This window comes from Mitsuaria sp. 7, assembly GCF_001653795.1.
Classification (GTDB): Bacteria; Pseudomonadota; Gammaproteobacteria; order Burkholderiales; family Burkholderiaceae_C; genus Roseateles.
Map to the genome: position 1 here is coordinate 4,619,815 of NZ_CP011514.1, position 18,832 is coordinate 4,638,646.

The window sequence follows — 18,832 nt, forward strand, 5'->3', positions numbered from 1 at the left end:
TTCTCTTTAGTTGCGCTCGAGCTCGATGTCGATGCCCAGCGAACGGATTTCCTTCACCAGCACATTGAACGACTCGGGCATGCCGGCTTCGATCGAGTGCTCGCCCTTGACGATGGACTCGTACACCTTCGTACGGCCGTTCACGTCGTCGGACTTCACCGTCAGCATTTCCTGCAGGATGTACGAAGCGCCGTAGGCTTCCAGCGCCCACACTTCCATCTCGCCGAAACGCTGTCCGCCGAACTGCGCCTTGCCGCCCAGCGGCTGCTGCGTGACCAGCGAGTACGGGCCGGTGGAGCGGGCATGCATCTTGTCGTCGACCAGGTGATGCAGCTTCAGCACGTGCATGTAGCCGATCGTCGTGGGACGCTCGAACTGCTCGCCGGTGCGGCCGTCATACAGGAAGGCCTGCGTGCGGGTAGGCGTGAGGCCCTTCTTCGCGGCGATGTCGTCCGGATAGGCCAGCTTCAGCATCGCGCGGATCTCGCTTTCCTTCGCGCCGTCGAAGACGGGGGTCGCGAAAGTCGCGCCGTGCTGCAGGTTCTGCGCCATGCCGAGGATCTCGTCATCGCTCAGTTGCGCCAGCTCCTCGGACTTGCCGCCGTTCTGGTTGAACAGCTGGTCCATGAAGTCGCGCAGCTCGGCCACACGGGCTTCGCGTTGCAGCATGTCGCCGATGCGTTGACCGATGCCCTTGCCAGCCCAGCCCAGATGGACTTCGAGCACCTGGCCCACGTTCATCCGCGACGGGACGCCCAGCGGGTTCAGCACGATGTCGGCAGGCGTGCCGTCGGCCATGTAGGGCATGTCTTCGATCGGGGTGATCTTGGACACGACGCCCTTGTTGCCGTGACGGCCGGCCATCTTGTCGCCAGGCTGCAGACGACGCTTGACGGCCAGGTACACCTTGACCATCTTCAGCACGCCGGCCGGCAGCTCGTCGCCCTGCGTCAGCTTCTTGCGCTTCTCGTCATAAGCCAGGTCGAAGCTGTGACGGGTCTGCTCGAGCGAGTTCTTGATCGACTCCAGCTGGTTGGCGATGTCGTCCTCGGCGGGACGGACGTCGAACCAGTGGAACTTCTCGACCTCGGCCAGATAGTCCTTCGAGATGACCGTGCCCTTGGTGATCTTCTTCGGACCGCCATTGGCGACCTTGTTCACCAGGAGCTTCTCGACGCGGTCGAACGCGTCGGCTTCCACGATGCGCAGCTGGTCGTTCAGGTCCAGGCGGAAACGCTTCAGCTCGTCGTCGATGATCTGCTGGGCGCGCTTGTCGCGCTGGATGCCTTCGCGGGTGAACACCTGCACGTCGATGACCGTGCCGTTGGTACCCTGGTCCACGCGCAGCGACGTGTCCTTCACGTCCGACGCCTTCTCACCGAAGATCGCTCGCAGCAGCTTCTCTTCCGGCGTCAGCGTGGTCTCGCCCTTCGGCGTGACCTTGCCCACCAGCACGTCGCCCGGGTTCACCTCGGCACCGATGTACACGATGCCGGATTCGTCCAGACGAGCCAGTTGCTGCTCGCTCAGGTTCGGGATGTCGCGGGTGATTTCCTCGCTGCCGAGCTTCGTGTCACGCGCCATGACCACCAGTTCCTCGATGTGGATCGAGGTATAGCGGTCTTCGGCCACCACGCGTTCGGAGATCAGGATCGAGTCTTCGAAGTTGTAGCCGTTCCACGGCATGAACGCGACCAGCATGTTCTGGCCCAGGGCCAACTCACCCAGATCGGTCGACGCGCCGTCGGCAATGATGTCTTCCGCGCCGACCTTGTCGCCACGCTTGACGATCGGACGCTGGTGGATGTTGGTGTTCTGGTTGCTACGCTGATACTTGATCAGGTTGTAGATGTCGACACCGACTTCACCGGCCACGGTTTCGTCGTCGTTCACACGGATCACGATACGGTTCGTGTCCACGTAGTCGACCACGCCGCCGCGGCGAGCCGCGACCACCGTCCCCGAGTCCTTCGCGGCCACGCGCTCGACGCCCGTGCCCACGAACGCCTTTTCAGGACGTAGGGTCGGAACGGCCTGACGCTGCATGTTGGCGCCCATCAACGCGCGGTTCGCGTCGTCGTGCTCCAGGAACGGCACCAGCGAAGCCGCGACCGACACGATCTGCGTCGGCGCCACGTCCATGTACTGGATGCGTTCCGGCGAGGTCAGCACCGATTCGCCGTTCTCACGCGCGGAGACCAGCTCGTCGACCAGTTGACCGCCTTCGTTCAGCGACGCGTTCGCCTGGGCGATCACGTACTTGCCTTCTTCGATGGCCGACAGGTAGTCGATCTGGTTGGTGACCTTCGAGTCCACCACGCGGCGGTACGGGGTCTCCAGGAAGCCGTACTCGTTCAGGCGCGCATACAGCGCCAGCGAGTTGATCAGGCCGATGTTCGGGCCTTCCGGCGTTTCGATCGGGCAGACGCGGCCATAGTGGGTCGGGTGCACGTCACGGACTTCGAAGCCGGCGCGCTCGCGGGTCAGACCGCCCGGGCCCAGGGCCGAGACACGACGCTTGTGCGTGATCTCGGACAGCGGGTTGGTCTGGTCCATGAACTGCGACAGCTGCGACGCACCGAAGAACTCCTTCAGCGCCGCGGAGATCGGCTTGGAGTTGATCAGGTCGTGCGGCATCAGGGCTTCGGTCTCGGCCTGGCCCAGACGTTCCTTGACGGCCTTCTCGATACGGGCCAGACCCGAGCGGTACTGGTTCTCGGCCAGTTCGCCGACGCAACGGACGCGACGGTTGCCCAGATGGTCGATGTCATCGACTTCGCCGCGGCCATTGCGCAGCTCGACCAGGATCTTGACGACGTCGAGGATGTCCTCGTTCGACAGCGTCATCGCACCGGTCGGGATGTCGCGGCCCACGCGGGCGTTGAACTTCATCCGGCCGACGCGCGACAGGTCGTACGTGTCTTCGCTGTAGAACAGGCGGTTGAACAGCGCTTCGACCGCATCTTCCGTCGGCGGCTCGCCGGGACGCATCATGCGATAGATGGCCACGCGCGCGGCCAACTGATCGGCAGTCTCGTCCGACGCCAGCGTCTGGCTGATGTACGCGCCTTCGTCCAGTTCGTTGGTGAACAGCGCCTGGATGTCCTTGACGCCTGCGACGCGCAGCTTCTTCAGCAGCGAGTCGGTCAGCTCATCGTTGGCCTTCGCGATGATCTCGCCGGTGTCCGGGTCGACCATGTTCTTGGCCAGCACACGTCCGAGCAGGAAGTCTTCCGGCACGGTCACATGCTGCGTGCCGGACTGCTCCAGCTGACGCACGTGACGGGCGGTGATGCGCTTGTCCTTCTCGACCAGCACGTTGCCGCTCTTGTCGGTGATGTCGAAGCGCGCCACTTCACCCTTCAGGCGTTCGGCCACGAACTCCATCTGGGCGCCCGAGTCCATCAGGCGGAAATTGTCGAAGACGAAGAAGTGCGCCAGGATCTGCTCGGGATTCAGGCCGATGGCCTTGAGCAGGATCGTGACCGGCATCTTGCGGCGGCGGTCGACGCGGAAGTACAGGATGTCCTTCGGGTCGAACTCGAAGTCCAGCCACGAGCCGCGATACGGAATGATGCGGGCCGAGAACAGCAGCTTGCCGGACGAGTGGGTCTTGCCCTTGTCGTGTTCGAAGAACACGCCGGGCGAGCGGTGCAGCTGCGAGACGATGACGCGCTCGGTGCCGTTGATGATGAACGAGCCGTAGTCGGTCATGAGCGGAACTTCGCCCATGTAGACCTCTTGCTCCTTGATTTCCTTGACCGTCTTCGGCTGCGGGCTTTCCCGGTCGTAGATGATCATCTGCAGCTTCGCACGCACGGCGGCGGCGAAGGTCAGACCACGCTGCTGGCATTCGCGGACGTCGAACGGCGGCTTGGCGATGTTGAATTCGAGGAACTTCATTTCCACGAACCCGTTGTGCGACGTGATCGGGAACGTGGAGAGGAACGCCGCTTGCAGGCCTTCCGGTTTGCGCTTCAGGGGAGCGACATCCTTTTGCAGGAAGTCGACATACGACTCCTTCTGCATCGTCAGCAGGTACGGAACGTTGAGCACGCTCACGCGCTTGCCGAAGCTCTTGCGGATTCGCTTGCGCTCGGTGTAGCTGTAGGGGGTTGCTTGCGCCATAAAGACTCCGTGTCGAGCGCGCCCCTGGCCTGGAGGCGTGCTGCGTCGGCGACTGGCTGTTCGGGCGTTGCACCACGAAGCTTGGTGGTTGGCCACTACCAACCGCTGGCGGACAACCCCGATCACCGAACGGCACGGAGGGCGTTGCACCCCACGCGTGACGCACGGCTTGACCGCGGTCCGACCAAACCGTTCTCTGCAGTCGGATCAGAGAACACTCGAAAGAACCGTGCATGATACAGCACGATGCTTTCGATTGCACTTTGTCAACCGAAACCGCCCCAGGACAAACCCTGAAACGAGGAAAGGGGAGGCCCCATGGGACCACCCCTCTCGCGGTGCAGAACCCGGTGAACGCGTCACCGGATCCCCACAAGGTCTTACTTGAGTTCGACCTTGGCGCCGGCTTCTTCCAGCTTCTTCTTGGCGGCTTCGGCGTCGGCCTTGGCGATGCCTTCCTTGACGGGCTTCGGAGCGCCGTCGACCAGGTCCTTGGCTTCCTTCAGGCCCAGGCCGGTGATTTCGCGAACGGCCTTGATGACCGAGACCTTCTGAGCGCCGGCGTCGGTCAGGACGACGGTGAACTCGGTCTTTTCTTCAGCGGCGGCAGCGCCACCGGCGGCAGCGCCACCAGCAGCCGGAGCGGCCATCGAAGCGGCGGACACGCCGAACTTCTCTTCAATCGCCTTGACCAGGTCGTTCAGTTCCAGAACGGTCATGCTGTCCAGGGCAGCCAGGAAAGCGTCTTTGTCGAATGCCATGATAGGTTCCTAAATACAGAGAGATTTGAATGCGCGAATGCAGCGTCGATCAGGCCGCGGCGGGAGCTTCTTCGGCGACGGCTTCGGCGCCGCCACCCTTCTGCTGAGCCAGGGCAGCCAGCACGGCGGCGGTGCGTTGCACCGGCGACATGAGCAGGCCGGCGATCTGCGACAGCAGGACTTCCTTGCTCGGGACAGCCGCCAGCGCCTTCACGCCATTGACGTCCAGAGCCTTGCCGCCGTAGGCACCACCCTTGATGACGAGCTTGTCGTTGGTCTTGGCAAAGTCAGCGATGACTTTGGCAGCCGCGACAGCGTCTTCGGAAAAGCCGTAGATCAGCGGGCCGACCATGGCATCCGTTGCAGCTTCGAACGAAGTACCGGCGACAGCACGACGTGCCAGGGTGTTCTTCAGGACATGAAGGTACACGCCTTGGGCACGCGCGGTGACGCGCAGCTTGTTCAGGGCTTCAACGGTGAGGCCACGATACTCAGCCAACGCCAGCGTCTGGGACTTGGCGGCTTGCGCTGCCACGTCGGACACGACGGCTGCTTTCTCGTTGCGATTGAGACTCAAGGTCTACTCCTCACATTTCGCCCTTGACGCGATGTTTGACCACCGCGTCTCGGGCACCGGAATCAGCGACCTCCTGTCAGGAACCCATCGCGACGCATCGCGATTCGAATCCTTTCAGCGGGACCGCCATCTGCGCTGGCTGGAGGCCGGAGCCTCCGATTAAGCGATCTCCCCAGAACTGCGGGATCTCTCGCCAGCGGTCTTGGATGACCTGACCGGATTGCTCCAGCCAGCCCACCAATTCATCAGCATCACGCCAGACTCGCGCGACGCCTCAATTGAATGCAGCTTAGGCGGCGGCCGCGGCGTTGATCGTGCCGACATCCACGCGGGCGCCAACGCCCATCGTCGACGAGACAGCGACCTTGCGCAGGTAGATGCCCTTGCTCGAGGCCGGCTTGGCCTTGTTCAGGGCTTCGACCAGCGCGCGCAGGTTGCCTTCCAGCTTGTCGGTGTCGAACGAGCGACGGCCGATCGTGCCGTGGATGATGCCGGCCTTGTCGACGCGGAACTGGACTTGACCAGCCTTGGCGTTCTTGACGGCGGTGGCGACGTCCGGGGTCACGGTGCCGACCTTCGGGTTCGGCATCAGGCCGCGCGGGCCCAGGATCTGACCCAGGGTACCGACGACACGCATGGTGTCCGGCGAGGCGATCACGACGTCGAAGGGCATGTCGCCCGCCTTGACGCGTTCGGCCAGGTCTTCCATGCCGACGACGTCGGCGCCGGCGGCCTTGGCTTCTTCAGCCTTGGCGCCTTGGGCGAACACGGCGACGCGCGTGGTCTTGCCGATGCCGTTGGGCATCACGACGGCGCCACGGACCACCTGGTCCGACTTCTTCGCGTCGACACCCAGCTGGATCGACACGTCGATGGCTTCATCGAACTTGGCGGTGGCGCATTCCTTGACCAGGTTGAGCGCGTCGGACAACGCGTACAGCTTGGTCGATTCCACCTTGCCCTGCAGGGCTTGTTGACGCTTGGTCAGCTTGGCCATGTCAGACACCTTCCACGATGATGCCCATCGAGCGGGCGGAGCCGGCGATGGTACGGACTGCGGCATCCATGTCGGCGGCCGTCAGGTCCTTCTGCTTGGTCTTGGCGATCTCTTCCAGCTGGGCGCGGGTCAGCTTGCCGACCTTGTCCAGATGGGGGCGCTGCGAGCCCTTTTCGATCTTGGCTGCCTTCTTGATCAGCACAGTCGCCGGGGGCGACTTGATGATGAAGGTGAAGCTCTTGTCCGCGAAGGCGGTGATCACGACGGGCAGCTTGAGGCCCGGCTCATAGCTCTGCGTCTGGGCGTTGAACGCCTTGCAGAATTCCATGATGTTCAGACCACGCTGACCCAGCGCGGGACCGACCGGAGGCGACGGGTTCGCCTTGCCAGCCGGGATTTGCAGCTTGATGTAGCCGACAATCTTCTTGGCCATGTTTTCTCCTGATGGCAACGCGACGGCCACGCCGCATCGCCTGAGTGCTAACGCAAGGGGCTGGTCTGAGACTTACCCTTGCTCCTCTTGTCCGCCTCTCGTTGCGGACTGGTCACGGAAGGTTGTGCCGGCTTGCGCCGTCTAGCACCTTCAAGCTCTCAACTTTGAAACGGCCAATGGCGACCGAAGCCGCCATGCCGTTCTTGCGCGCTCAGACCTTTTCGATCTGCGCGAAATCCAATTCGACAGGCGTCGCACGACCGAAGATCGTGACCGAGACGCGCAGCTTCGACTTGTCGTAGTTGACTTCCTCGATGCTGCCGTTGAAGTCGGTGAACGGGCCTTCCTTGACGCGGACGATCTCGCCGACGATCCATTCAACCTTCGGACGCGGCTTGTCGACGCCTTCCTGCATCTGGTTGACGATCTTCATGACCTCGGCTTCCGAGATCGGCGCCGGGCGGTTCTTGGCGCCGCCGACGAAGCCGGTGACCTTCGACGTGTGCTTGACCAGATGCCAGCTGTCGTCGTCCATGAACATCTCGACCAGCACATAGCCGGGGAAGAAGCGGCGCTCGGTCACGGCCTTCTTGCCATTCTTGAGCTCGACGACTTCTTCGGTCGGCACCAGGATGCGACCGAACTTGTCCTGCATGCCAGCGCGGTCGATGCGCTCACGCAGATTGCGCTCGACAGCCTTTTCCATGCCCGAATAGGCGTGGACGACATACCAGCGCTTGGCCGGGCCAGCGGGCGCGGTCGACTCGGTCGCAACGACGTTTTGATCTTCGCTCATCTTGGTCCCTATCCGTTCCGACTCAGCGCTTCCAACCCAGGATCAGGTCGTAGAACACCCACTCCAGCGTCTTGTCGGTGAGCCACAGGAACAGCGCCATCACGACGACGAACGCGAATACGTACAGCGTCATCTGGCGGGCCTCCTTGTGGGTCGGCCAGACCACCTTGCCCACTTCCTTGATCGAATCCTGACCGTAGGCGATCAGCGACTTGCCGGATTCCGACGTGAAGAACGCAGCCACGGCGGCCGCCAGCAGGACCAGCAGGGCGCCCCATTGCACCCACGGACCCTGCTTGCTCAGCACATAGAACGCCACGATGGCCGCGACCAGCAGCACCACGGCGCCGGCCAGCTTGACCTTGTCGGCGCCCGTCGTGACGGTTTCGACTTGAGGATTGGACATTGAACTCACTTCCGTGCCACGACACGCTGTCGCAGCCTTTGTCCGTCCAAACATTTGGACGAACCCACCAGCAGCAAAGCCCGCCGAGATAACTCCCGCGGGCTTGCCTTGACCACTAGGACCAACGTTCGCTTATCGCTGATCGTTGGCAGGGGCAGAGGGTCTCGAACCCCCAACCTTCGGTTTTGGAGACCGACGCTCTGCCAATTGAGCTATGCCCCTGTGGCCTCAAACTTGAATTACTCGATGATCGTTGCCACGACGCCCGAGCCGACGGTACGACCGCCTTCACGGATGGCGAAGCGCAGACCCTGCTCCATGGCGATCGGAGCGATCAGCTTCACGGTGATGCTGACGTTGTCGCCAGGCATGACCATTTCCTTGTCCTTCGGCAGCTCCACGGCGCCAGTCACGTCCGTCGTGCGGAAGTAGAACTGGGGACGGTAGTTGTTGAAGAACGGGGTGTGACGGCCGCCCTCTTCCTTGCTCAGAACATAGATCTCAGCGGTGAAGTGGGTGTGCGGCTTGATCGAACCGGGCTTGGCCAGCACTTGGCCGCGCTCGACGTCTTCACGCTTGGTGCCGCGCAGCAGGATACCGACGTTGTCGCCAGCTTGGCCCTGGTCCAGCAGCTTGCGGAACATTTCCACGCCGGTCACGGTCGTCTTCTGGACTTCGCGGATACCGATGATCTCGATTTCCTCGCCGACCTTGATGATGCCGCGCTCGACACGACCCGTCACCACAGTGCCACGGCCCGAGATCGAGAACACGTCTTCCACCGGCAGCAGGAACGCGCCGTCAATGGCACGGTCCGGCTGGGGGATGTAGGTGTCCAGCGCGTCAGCCAGGCGCATGATGGCCTGCTCGCCCAGATCGCCCGTGTCGCCTTCCAGCGCCAGCTTGGCCGAACCCTTGATGATCGGGGTGTCGTCGCCGGGGAAGTCGTACTTGCTCAGCAGCTCGCGGACTTCCATCTCCACCAGCTCCAGCAGCTCGGCGTCGTCCACCATGTCGCACTTGTTCAGGAAGACGATGATGAACTTCACACCGACCTGACGCGCCAGCAGGATGTGCTCGCGGGTCTGGGGCATCGGGCCGTCAGCGGCCGAGCACACCAGGATCGCGCCGTCCATCTGCGCCGCGCCAGTGATCATGTTCTTCACATAGTCAGCGTGCCCCGGGCAGTCAACGTGCGCGTAGTGGCGGTTGGCCGTCTCGTACTCGACGTGCGCGGTGTTGATCGTGATACCACGAGCCTTCTCTTCCGGCGCCGCGTCGATCTGGTCGTAAGCCTTGGCTTCGCCGCCGAACTTCTTCGACAGCACGGTCGCGATCGCGGCCGTCAGCGTCGTCTTGCCATGGTCCACGTGACCAATCGTGCCCACGTTCACGTGCGGCTTGGTACGTTCAAACTTGCCTTTTGCCATCATGCGCTCCTGGCGATCAGATCAATCAAGAAACGGGATAGAAGAGTTGTGGTGCCCATGGCGCGGATCGAACGCGCGACCTCTCCCTTACCAAGGGAGTGCTCTACCACTGAGCCACATGGGCATCGACACAGGATTGATGACCTTATCAGCAAACCTGTGTCGATATCTCGACACGATACCTAGAACTTCCGATGGAGCGGGAAACGGGAATCGAACCCGTGTCATTAGCTTGGAAGGCTAAGGTTCTACCATTGAACTACTCCCGCCCGGGAGTTTTCCAATCCCCAACCGCTTGAACCGCGAAGCGGGTGACGATCACCCGCTTCGTTGCTCATGCATTGGTCTGCCTTGGTGGAGGAGGCTGGATTCGAACCAGCGTACGCGTTAGCGGGCAGATTTACAGTCTGCTGCCTTTAACCACTCGGCCACCCCTCCGAGGCAAGCCCACGACTATAGCACCGTTATTTTTTGGCGCAAACAAAAAATCCACTGAGGACCGCTCGCGTGCGATTGCCGTTCTCTAACGCGCAGCCTGGACAGCCGCTGTCGCTGAGCGCGCCCCCCACGCTGGATGCGCCCCAGCGCACACTCCCACACGCCGCGATACGGACCACTCTTAATACCAATTTACGACCAAGTGGTCTCCTCGACCGGCGGCTCCGCAGGCCGACCCCGACCCTGACCTCAGACACCCGGACACCGCTGTCCATGCGGGTCGCGGCGATGCCACAGCAGGGAAAACACCGGCCTGAAACTGGTAGCAAAGTGGCTTTACCGCTCGTTATAGTGGCATGGCATTGGTTGCATTGAGGTGTATCGGGGGCGCCAGCTGCATGCCACTCCGCCGAAGGGTGTCGTGATTTCAGGTGCCAAGTCTTCATCACGGCCACAACTCCCTGGCCACTCGAGGAGCAGTTCATCATGAAGGTCAACAAGACCCCAATCGCGGCGGCGGTGACGCTGGCGCTGCTGAGCGCGGCGTTCGCCGTGCAGGCGCAGGAACAGAAAAAAGACGACAACACGCAGCTGGATCAGGTGGTTGTCACCGGCATCCGCGCTTCGCTGGAATCGGCGGCCAACATCAAGAAGAACGCCAGCGCCGTCGTGGACGCCGTGACCGCCGAGGACGTGGGCAAGCTTCCCGACTCCGACGTCGGTCAGGCGCTGGGCCGGATCCCCGGCATTTCGGTTGGCCGGGCGTTCGGCCAAGGCGCCTCGGTGTCGATCCGCGGCACCGACCCGCAGATGACGTACACCACGCTGAACGGCCAGACCGTCGCGTCCACCGGCTGGTATGACCAGATGGACATCGACCGGTCGTTCAACTATTCGCTGCTGCCCTCCGAAATGATCGGCGGCATGGAGGTCTACAAGTCCTCGCAGGCCAACCTGACCGAAGGTGGCATCGGCGGCACGGTGATCGTCAAGACCCGCAAGCCCCTGGACCTGAAGGCCAACACGGTCTTCGGCAGCGTGCGTTATGGCGACGGCACCATCAGCGACTCGGAGAAGGAAGTCTCCGGGCTGTACAGCTGGCGCAATGAGGGCCGCAACTTCGGCGTGCTGGTCGCCGCCGGCCTGTCCAAGGGCGACTACATCCGCCGCGGCGTCGAGGCCGACAGCCGCTGGAACAGCGACGTGGCCCCCACCGCCTTCGTGGCGGAGCGCAAGCGCACCTCGTTCAACGTCGCCCTGCAGGCGCGCCCGGTCGAGGGCTTCGAAGTCGGCCTGAACCTGCTGAAGCTGAAGCTGGATTCCGACAGCTCCAACGCCAGCGACTACCTGATGCATGACGCGAATTGCGACAAGCGCAATACCGAGGTCAAGTCCGACTTCAACCCGAACGGGATGTGCCTGCACAGCACGACCACGGCCGCCAACCCGCTGCCGCACAAGTTCTTCCAGGTCTGGGCGCGCGGCGCCAGCATGGACTCGGAAAGCGCGGTGGCCGACGCCCACTACACCCTCGGCAGCGCCAAGTTCGACTTCGTCGTCGGCACGACCAAGGCTGACGGCGGCACGTCGGCGACCACCAACTACCAGACTGCCGCCTTCGATGGCGCTGCCGGCCCCTTCACGCGACCGAACTGGCAGGGCACGATCGACGCCACCGGCAAGCAGATCAGCATCAACCCGAGCAACAACCAGTCCTGGGGCGTCGGCGCCCTGCCGGCGCAGATGTCGCCGGAAACCTGGGCCACCTCCGCCGGCCCCAACAAGGACAAGGAGAAGTTCGGCCAGCTCGACGCCACCTTCGACCTGGACTGGGGCGTCATCAACGCCTTCAAGACCGGCGTGCGCTTTGCCGACCACACCTTCGAAAAGCGCAGCTTCCGCCCGATCTGGAACGCGACGATCACGCCGGTCGCCACCTCGGGCCTGTTCGACGGCTCGGTGAACGTCGGCGGTTGGACGGTGCCGCGCGCCAACATCGGCGCGATGCTGGACAACACCAACCGGAACATCGCCGGCTGGGTCGAAGACCGCTCCGGCTACGGCGAGCTGAACGAGAAGAACCGTTCGGCCTACGGCATGTTCGAGTTCGAGACCAAAGGCCTGCGCGGCAACTTCGGCGTGCGCTACGTCTCCACCAAGGCCACCAGCACCGGCTACAAGTTCGACGGCGTGACCCCGGCCGACCAGTACGCCGGCAACCAGAACTGGGCGACGACCACCGCGTCGACCAAGTCGTCCTACAACGACGTGCTGCCGAGCATCAACCTGGCCTTCGACCTGAAGAGCAACCTGGTGCTGCGTGCCACGGCGTCGCAGGCCATCACCCGCCCGAACTTCGCCAACATGTTCGGCGTGACGGTGTCCGGCTACAACGACGACCGCAACGGCAACGAGACCTGGACCATCGGCAACATCGGCCTCAAGCCGATGAAGTCGAGCCAGGCCGACCTCGGCCTGGAGTACTACTACGGCCGCGGCAACATGATGTCGGCCACCTACTTCGTCAAGGACATCTCCAACTTCGTCGTCGCCAACGCCACGCCGAACCAGAAGGTCGGCCTGGTCGATCCCAAGACCGGCGTCGACAACTGGACGGTGCAGAGCTTCCAGAACGCCGGCGGCGGCAAGATCCGCGGGGTGGAACTGCAGGCCAACCATGCCTTCGGCAACGGCTTCGGCGCGCAGGGCAACTACACCTTCACCGAAGGCACTGCGCCGGCCAGCAGCTACCTGGACCAGCTGAGCGTGTTCACCCAGTCCTCCAAGCACAACGTGAACCTGGTCGGCTACTACGAGACCGAGCAGTACTACGCCCGCCTGGCCTACAACTGGCGCTCGAAGTACATGATCCGCGAAGGCGCATTCTGGTACGGCAACCGCATGCACGATTCCTACGGCACGCTGGACGCCAGCGCGGGCTGGAACATCACCAAGAACCTGCGGCTGTCGTTCGAGGCGATCAACCTGACCAAGGAAGACGACGTCCAGTACGGCGCCGCCGCGGCCTCCAACACCGCCATCAAGGACCCGCTGCGCGCCGGCTACCCGGCCTGGAGCTTCAAGGGCGAGACCACCTACAAGGTGGGCCTGAGCGCGAAGTTCTGACCGACGCCGCTGCGTCATCTCGAAAGCCCGGTAACCGCCGGGCTTTTTTCATTGCACCGAGCGGCTGAGCAACCGAGCAGCAGAGCAGCCGCGCAAACAAGAGGCGCCTTGTCTGCCGTCCGGCGGCGCTCGTGCGCTAGAAGTCGTAGAAGGTGGTGATGGTCAGCCGCCCCCGGCGCGGGTCGCTGCTGAGCGCCGGCGCGGGGTTGACGATGGCCGAATGCAGCAGGCTGCCCCGGTAGGCAACCAGGCGGTTGAATCGCGCCGGCAGCATGCCCAGCAGCTCGAAGCAGTCGTCCGAGTCGCTGAAATAGCGCGGCGGTGCCGGGTTGCGCTCCATCTCCGCATAGATCAGGTCGCCGTAGCGTTCGCGCTGATCGGCGGTGATCTGCTGCAGGCCGCTGGCCTTGTGGCGGTAGAAGGCGGTGCCGCCATGGCGCTCGTCGCAGAGGTAGAGCATCACGGCCATGAAGTGCGGCGTGCTGGCATCGAAATGCGGCACCCGCTGCAGGGGCCCCAGGTCCTCGGGGGCCACCGTCGTCAGCGAGAAGGCGCACGGCGACTTGCGCAGCGGCAATTCCTCGGGAACGCCGAAGTTCAGCCGGATCAGCGGGTCAAGCAGCTCGGTCAGGCGTTCGGTATAGGCCGCAGGCACCGGCGCTCGCAGCCCGGGATAGCCTTTGCGCTCGTCGGCGCCCGGGCAGCGCTCGAAGCGGGCTTGGCAGGCCGCGTCGACCAGGGCCTGCGGATGCGCCATGAAATCGTCGATGACGACGACCGGGTGCTCGCCGACCCGCACCGAGCGGATGTCGGGCGGCATGCGGATGGCGAAGGTCTCCGGGCTCATGGCGCGTATTGTGCGGGCGCAGCCCGCTCAGATCTTCCAGTACCAGCGGCGCCGGTCGAGCTCACGCACGATCGCCCACCAGACGGCGACGAACACCAGCGCGAACGCCAGCGAGCGCCCGTACGGTCCGACGAGCGGCTCCAGCCAGCCGAAGCCGTGCGTATAGAGCGGATCCATCCAGCCGAAGCCGACGAGCGCGACGGTGCAGCACCATGCGCCGGCGTAGGCGGCGATCGCGTTGACACCGAAGCTTCGGAACAGCGGCGGCCAGCCGAGGCGATCGATCAGTCCGTGCGCGCCCAGCAACGCCAGCGCGGCGAGACCGCCGGTGAACAGGACGAACGACGGCGTCCACAGGTTCTTGTTGATCGGCATCAGGCCGATCGCATCGAGCGCGAAACCCGCTGCCGCAGCCGTGAGGCCGATGGTCGCGAGCTGCTTCAGCGCGCCGGTGCGCAGCGCCTCACCGCAGCGCCAGCCGAGCAGCGTCGTCGCGAGCGCACCCAGCGTGGCGACGATGCCTTCAGGATCGTGGCCGAGGCCGGTGACCGGATCCCACTCGTAGCCATGAGGCCCCAGCAGCCAGGCGTCGATGCGGCTGGCGATGTTGCCGGCCTTGTCGAGCGGACCGCCCCACAGCAGCAACGCGCCGTAGCCGAGCAGCAGCGCAGCGATCCACAGACGCTGACCCGTCGCCCGCCACTGGATGGCGATCAACCCGGTGAAGGCGAAGCACAGACCGATGCGCTGCAGCACGCCGGGAATGCGCAAGGCCGGCTTGCCCATCAGCCACCACGCCAGCGCGTGCAGCACCAGTCCGAGCACCAGGATGCGCAGCCCGCGCCTGATCACGGTGCCGCGCAGCGCATCGCCGCCGCCCGCCTCGATCCGTGCGCCCATCGCGAGCGACAGCGACACGCCCACGATGAACAGGAAGAACGGGAAGACGAGGTCGGTCGGCGTCCAGCCGTTCCAGGCCGCGTGCTCCAACGGCGCGTAGACGTAGCCCCAGTCGCCGGGGTTGTTGACCAGCAGCATTGCGGCCACGGCCAGACCGCGCAGCGCGTCGACGGACGCGATGCGTTTCGAAGGAGCGTTCATGGGAATGAGGTCGAAAGGATCAGAAGTCGCAGCGGCTCTCAAGCGCCGGCTCGGCAGCCGGCACCTGGTCGAGGCGCGCGACGCCGCCGGCACGCCAGCGCTTCACCTGCGCCTCCACCGCGGCCGGACTCAGCACCGTGTCCTTTGCATGGAAGACCCAGTCGACGTCCTCTTCGTACACCCGCGGCGGACCGCCGGCGGGCCCCTGCGGCAGCGGCCCCTCCGGCGAGAACCACAGGTTGACGTTGATCGACATCGGCACCACCGGATAGTTCCGGCCGCCGTGCTCGTCGATCTTCCGGCCGTCGATGAACCAGTGCGTGCGGCCGTTCGCGACCTGCATCACCAGCGTGTGCCAGTCCTTGCCCCGCTCACCCAGCGCGCCGAATTCCTCGTGCTGCTGGTTGAAGGCGAGCCAAGGGTCCAGCCGCACCGTCTGCCAGGTGATGCCATAGATCCGCGTCTTCTCGCTGCCCCAGCCGCCGTTGGGCAGGTACTCCCAGTCGAGCTCGCTGAACTCGGGATCGAAGTCGTGCTTCAGCGGGCTCACCGCGTAGAAGGTCTGGATCACCGGATCGCCGTCGGCGCCGCTCACCGGCTGGTCGCTGAAGCGCACGCGCGCGGCGTAGGTGCCTGCCAGGTACTTGCGCTGGTGACACACCTGCACCTGCGTCGTACCGGCGCCAGTGCCGTCCGTGGTTCCGCGCAGACGCAGCTTGCCGTCGACGAGGCTCAACGCTTCCGGCGCCCAGCGTGCGCCAGGCAGCCCCGGATGACCGGCCGCGCTGCGCGCCGTCCAGCCTTGCCTGAACATCGCCGCGGTGTCGGCGTAGCTGAAGTCGTCGAAGAAGAACTGAGGACTGGCGGCTTGAGCACTCGCGACGGTCAGGAGCGCAGCGGCGAGGACTGAGCACTTCATGTCGCGCTCTCGATCGGAGTGGCGGCCACCTCCGCAGGCTTGGCGCCCTTCCCGGGAATCCGGATGAAGGGCAGCATGAGCAGGACGGGCAGTCCGCAGAACAAGGTCCACAGGAAGAAGTGCTCGTAGCCCACCTTCACCTGGATATCCCCGCTGATGCTGCGCGAGAAGATAAAGCCCAGCTGCATCACGCCAGAACCCAGGGCGTAGTGGGCCGTCTGGAATCGCCCCGGAGCAACCGCCTGCATGATGTACAGGATCATCCCGACGAAACCGAAGCCGTAGCCGAACATCTCCAGCAATACCGCGCCGCCGATGTGCCACATGTCCTGTGGCTGGGTCACGCTGAGATAGTAGAACGTCGCGTTGGGCACGCACATCGCCAGAAGCAGCACCGGCATGGCTCGACGCAGGCTCAGCCATGCGGTGAAGTAACCGCCCAGCACGCTGCCGACGAGGAACGCACCCGTACCGACCCAGCCGTAAATGCCTGCGACGTCACCCTTGGTCAGACCCAGCCCGCCGGTCGATCGCGCATCGACCAGGAACAGCTGTCCCACCGTCTGGACCTGCCCCTCGGCGAAACGGAACAGCACGATGAACAGCACGGCCACCCAGATGCCCGGCTTTCGGAAGAACTCCACGATGATTTCGCGGGTCGTCTCCCAGATCGCCGCGGCACTCAGGTCGCTGTGCTCCGTGCTCATCCGACCAGGAAGCGCGCGCGTGTTGTATCCGGCGAGCACTGCCGCCACCGCCGCCAAGCCGATGAAGATCGCCGACCAGGCGTTGAACACGCCCATGGGCTTCTGCAGCACGTCGGCAACGGTGAGCACGCCGCCGATGATGAAGAATCGCCCGCCGTTGAAGAACGCGCCCTGCCAACCCGCATAACGCGCCTGCCGCTCATGATCGAGCGAACTCATGTACAGGCCGTCGCACGCGATGTCATGCGTCGCCGACGTGAAGGACATGACGAACAGGACGCACAGCACGCCCGCGAACCACCAGGGCGTGTGCAGCACCGCCGCGGCGAGCGCCAGCAACGCCGCACCGCTGAACTGCATCGCGACGACGATGATCTTCTTGCTGGAGAGCAGTTCCAGGAAGGGACTCCACACAGGCTTGAAGGCCCATGCGAGACCCAGCACGGCGGTCCAGCGGGTGATCTGCTCGTTCGGGACCCCCATGTCCTTGAACGTGTAGGTCAGCATCACGTTGATGGCGAAGAACTGCATGCCCTGCATGAAGTACAGGCTGGTCACCCAGCTCATCGGGCTGCGGTTGTCCCGCGCTTCTGCGGCGGGGGAAGTCTTCAGGGAGCTCATGGGGGAGGCCTCGGTGCGATGCGGTGCGGTGCGGCGCAAGCCGGCTTCAATCCAGCGTGACCGGCGACTGGCCGCCGGCCTCGCCGCGGCCTTGCAGCCAGGCGCCGAGCGCGCCCAGCGCGCCGTCGGCGTAGCCCCAGCTGATCACCGTCGGTGCCGAGACATCCAGCGCCTGGAACGGATTCCACAGCACCAGATGCAGGTCCGGTTGCCACGCGGCGGCGTTGGCGCCGTAACGCGCGCGGTGCGTCGAGGCCACGATCGTGAAGCGATCATCCTTCGGCACTTCCGACCAGTCGAGCGCCGCGATGTCGCCGAGCGACACGAACTCGACGTCGCCGTAGCCCTCGAAGAGCGCCCGCACCTGGGCACCGGTCGGGCCCGCCTCGGACACGCCGTCGGTCGGCACCTCGTCCTGCACCAGCACGCGGATCGGCCGGTCGACCGCCGGCGGCGTCGCACCGCGCAGCGCGCTCAGGCCCGCGGCCCAGGCGCGGCGCATCAGCACGTCGTCGGCCTCGCGCTGCGCGCCCTGGTAATCATCGAAACGGATGGGGAAATCGCGCGCCAGCTTGTCCAGCCGCGCTTCGGCCTGGCGACCGCGCTCGACGCTCAAGCCGCCGCGCGAAAGCGCATCCTGCAGCGCATGGATCGCCTGCGCCTGCTCGTCCAGCGAGCCCTGCGCGAGGATCATGTCGGCGCCCGCGTTGATCGCCAGCACCGCCGCCTTCGCGTAGCCGTAGCGCTCGGCGATGGCCTTCATCATCAGCGCGTCGGTGATGACGACGCCGTCGTAACCGTACTCGTCGCGCAGGATGCCGCCCAGGATCGTCTTCGACAGCGTCGCCGGATATTGCGGATCGATCTTCGGATAGACGATGTGCGCCGTCATGATCGACGGCGCCACGTCGCGCAGCGCCTGGAAGGGCTTGAGCTCGAGCGCATCCAGTTCGGCGCGGGACTTCTCGACCGTCGGCAGGTCCAGGTGCGAGTCGACGTGCGTGTCGCCGTGCCCCGGGAAGTGCTTGATGCAGCACGCGACGCCCGCCGCCATCGAGCCCTTCATCCACGCGCCGGCCAGGCGCGTGACCGTGCCCGCGGTCTCGCCGAAGCTGCGCTCGGCGATCACCGGGTTGGCCGGGTTGTTGTTGATGTCGGTGACCGGCGCGAAGTTCCAGTTGATGCCGATGCCGCGCAACCCGCGCGCCACCGCGGCGCCGACCTGCTCGGCCAGCCCTTCGTCACCCGCTGCGCCCAGCGCCATCGCCGATGGCGGCTGCGGCAGGAAGGTCGCCCGCACCACGGAACCGCCCTCCTGGTCGAGCCCGATCAGCGCATCCGCGCCCATTGCGTCGCGCAGGTCCTGCGTGAGCTTGCGGACCTCCGCCTCGGTGCCGAGGTTCTTGCGGAACAGGCACACCGCGCGGATCCTGTTGTCGCGCAGGAAGGCTGCGGTCGTCGCATCCAGCGTCTTGCCCTGGATGTCCACCATCACCAGCCGGCCCGGATGGAATGCTGTCTCGCTCATGTCGCTCTCTTCTGCCT

At 64.6% G+C, this 18,832-nt stretch carries 14 protein-coding genes and 4 tRNA genes; 1 reads left to right on the forward strand and 17 read right to left on the reverse strand.

Translation table 11 applies throughout. The annotated features are described in order from the left end of the window. Positions 1-6: 6 nt before the first annotated feature. The 12 genes from rpoB to ABE85_RS20365 all read right to left on the reverse strand — a co-directional run bounded on the left by rpoB (position 7) and on the right by ABE85_RS20365 (position 9,966). Positions 7-4,128: a DNA-directed RNA polymerase subunit beta gene (gene rpoB / locus ABE85_RS20310; protein ID WP_067278880.1), complete on the reverse strand. Its 4,122-nt coding sequence runs from the start codon at positions 4,126-4,128 to the stop codon at positions 7-9. Positions 4,129-4,508: 380 nt separating this feature from the next. Beyond that, entirely contained in the window at positions 4,509-4,889 is a 381-nt protein-coding gene (gene rplL / locus ABE85_RS20315; protein ID WP_067278882.1) for a 50S ribosomal protein L7/L12, read from the reverse strand. A 49-nt stretch (positions 4,890-4,938) separates the two neighbouring features. Further along, positions 4,939-5,466, reverse strand: a complete 528-nt coding sequence (gene rplJ, locus ABE85_RS20320) for a 50S ribosomal protein L10 (RefSeq protein ID WP_067278884.1) — start codon at positions 5,464-5,466, stop codon at positions 4,939-4,941. A 289-nt stretch (positions 5,467-5,755) separates the two neighbouring features. Further along, positions 5,756-6,463, reverse strand: coding sequence for a 50S ribosomal protein L1 (rplA, locus tag ABE85_RS20325; protein WP_067278888.1), 708 nt, complete (start codon positions 6,461-6,463; stop codon positions 5,756-5,758). 1 nt (position 6,464) lies between these two features. After that, positions 6,465-6,896, reverse strand: coding sequence for a 50S ribosomal protein L11 (gene rplK / locus ABE85_RS20330; RefSeq protein ID WP_067278896.1), 432 nt, complete (start codon positions 6,894-6,896; stop codon positions 6,465-6,467). 211 nt (positions 6,897-7,107) lie between these two features. Further along, positions 7,108-7,692 carry a transcription termination/antitermination protein NusG gene (gene nusG / locus ABE85_RS20335; RefSeq protein WP_067278900.1) on the reverse strand — a complete coding sequence of 195 codons (585 nt, stop codon included), beginning with the start codon at positions 7,690-7,692 and terminating at the stop codon, positions 7,108-7,110. Between the two features lie 22 nt (positions 7,693-7,714). Further along, the gene (secE, locus tag ABE85_RS20340) at positions 7,715-8,098 is read right to left on the reverse strand and encodes a preprotein translocase subunit SecE (protein WP_067278903.1); all 384 of its coding nucleotides are present in this window, start codon (positions 8,096-8,098) and stop codon (positions 7,715-7,717) included. Positions 8,099-8,244: 146 nt separating this feature from the next. Next, positions 8,245-8,320, reverse strand: a tRNA-Trp gene (locus ABE85_RS20345). A gap of 17 nt (positions 8,321-8,337) precedes the next feature. After that, positions 8,338-9,528: an elongation factor Tu gene (tuf, locus tag ABE85_RS20350; RefSeq protein ID WP_067278870.1), complete on the reverse strand. Its 1,191-nt coding sequence runs from the start codon at positions 9,526-9,528 to the stop codon at positions 8,338-8,340. Positions 9,529-9,577: 49 nt separating this feature from the next. Next, positions 9,578-9,652 (reverse strand) — tRNA-Thr (locus ABE85_RS20355). Between the two features lie 71 nt (positions 9,653-9,723). Continuing rightward, a tRNA-Gly gene (locus ABE85_RS20360) sits at positions 9,724-9,797 on the reverse strand. 83 nt (positions 9,798-9,880) lie between these two features. Then, positions 9,881-9,966: transfer RNA gene (locus ABE85_RS20365), tRNA-Tyr, on the reverse strand. Positions 9,967-10,452: 486 nt separating this feature from the next. Here ABE85_RS20365 and ABE85_RS20370 point away from each other — a divergent pair. Continuing rightward, a complete protein-coding gene (locus ABE85_RS20370; RefSeq protein WP_067278906.1) occupies positions 10,453-13,092 on the forward strand; it encodes a TonB-dependent receptor in 2,640 nt (879 codons plus the stop codon). Positions 13,093-13,228: 136 nt separating this feature from the next. Here the strand turns inward: ABE85_RS20370 and ABE85_RS20375 are convergent, their stop codons facing one another. The 5 genes from ABE85_RS20375 to nagZ are packed head-to-tail and all read right to left on the reverse strand — an operon-like array spanning position 13,229 to position 18,815. After that, positions 13,229-13,939, reverse strand: coding sequence for a DUF6445 family protein (locus tag ABE85_RS20375; protein WP_197507088.1), 711 nt, complete (start codon positions 13,937-13,939; stop codon positions 13,229-13,231). Between the two features lie 27 nt (positions 13,940-13,966). After that, positions 13,967-15,040 (reverse strand): acyltransferase family protein, encoded by a 1,074-nt coding sequence (locus ABE85_RS20380; protein WP_067278910.1) that lies wholly within the window; start codon positions 15,038-15,040, stop codon positions 13,967-13,969. Positions 15,041-15,059: 19 nt separating this feature from the next. Beyond that, the gene (locus ABE85_RS20385) at positions 15,060-15,959 is read right to left on the reverse strand and encodes a glycoside hydrolase family 16 protein (protein WP_067278911.1); all 900 of its coding nucleotides are present in this window, start codon (positions 15,957-15,959) and stop codon (positions 15,060-15,062) included. Beyond that, positions 15,956-17,287, reverse strand: coding sequence for an MFS transporter (locus ABE85_RS20390; RefSeq protein WP_067278914.1), 1,332 nt, complete (start codon positions 17,285-17,287; stop codon positions 15,956-15,958). Before ABE85_RS20390 ends, ABE85_RS20385 begins: the two co-directional genes overlap by 4 nt. 46 nt (positions 17,288-17,333) lie before the next feature. Then, the gene (gene nagZ / locus ABE85_RS20395; protein WP_067278917.1) at positions 17,334-18,815 is read right to left on the reverse strand and encodes a beta-N-acetylhexosaminidase; all 1,482 of its coding nucleotides are present in this window, start codon (positions 18,813-18,815) and stop codon (positions 17,334-17,336) included. Between the last annotated feature and the right edge of the window lie 17 nt (positions 18,816-18,832).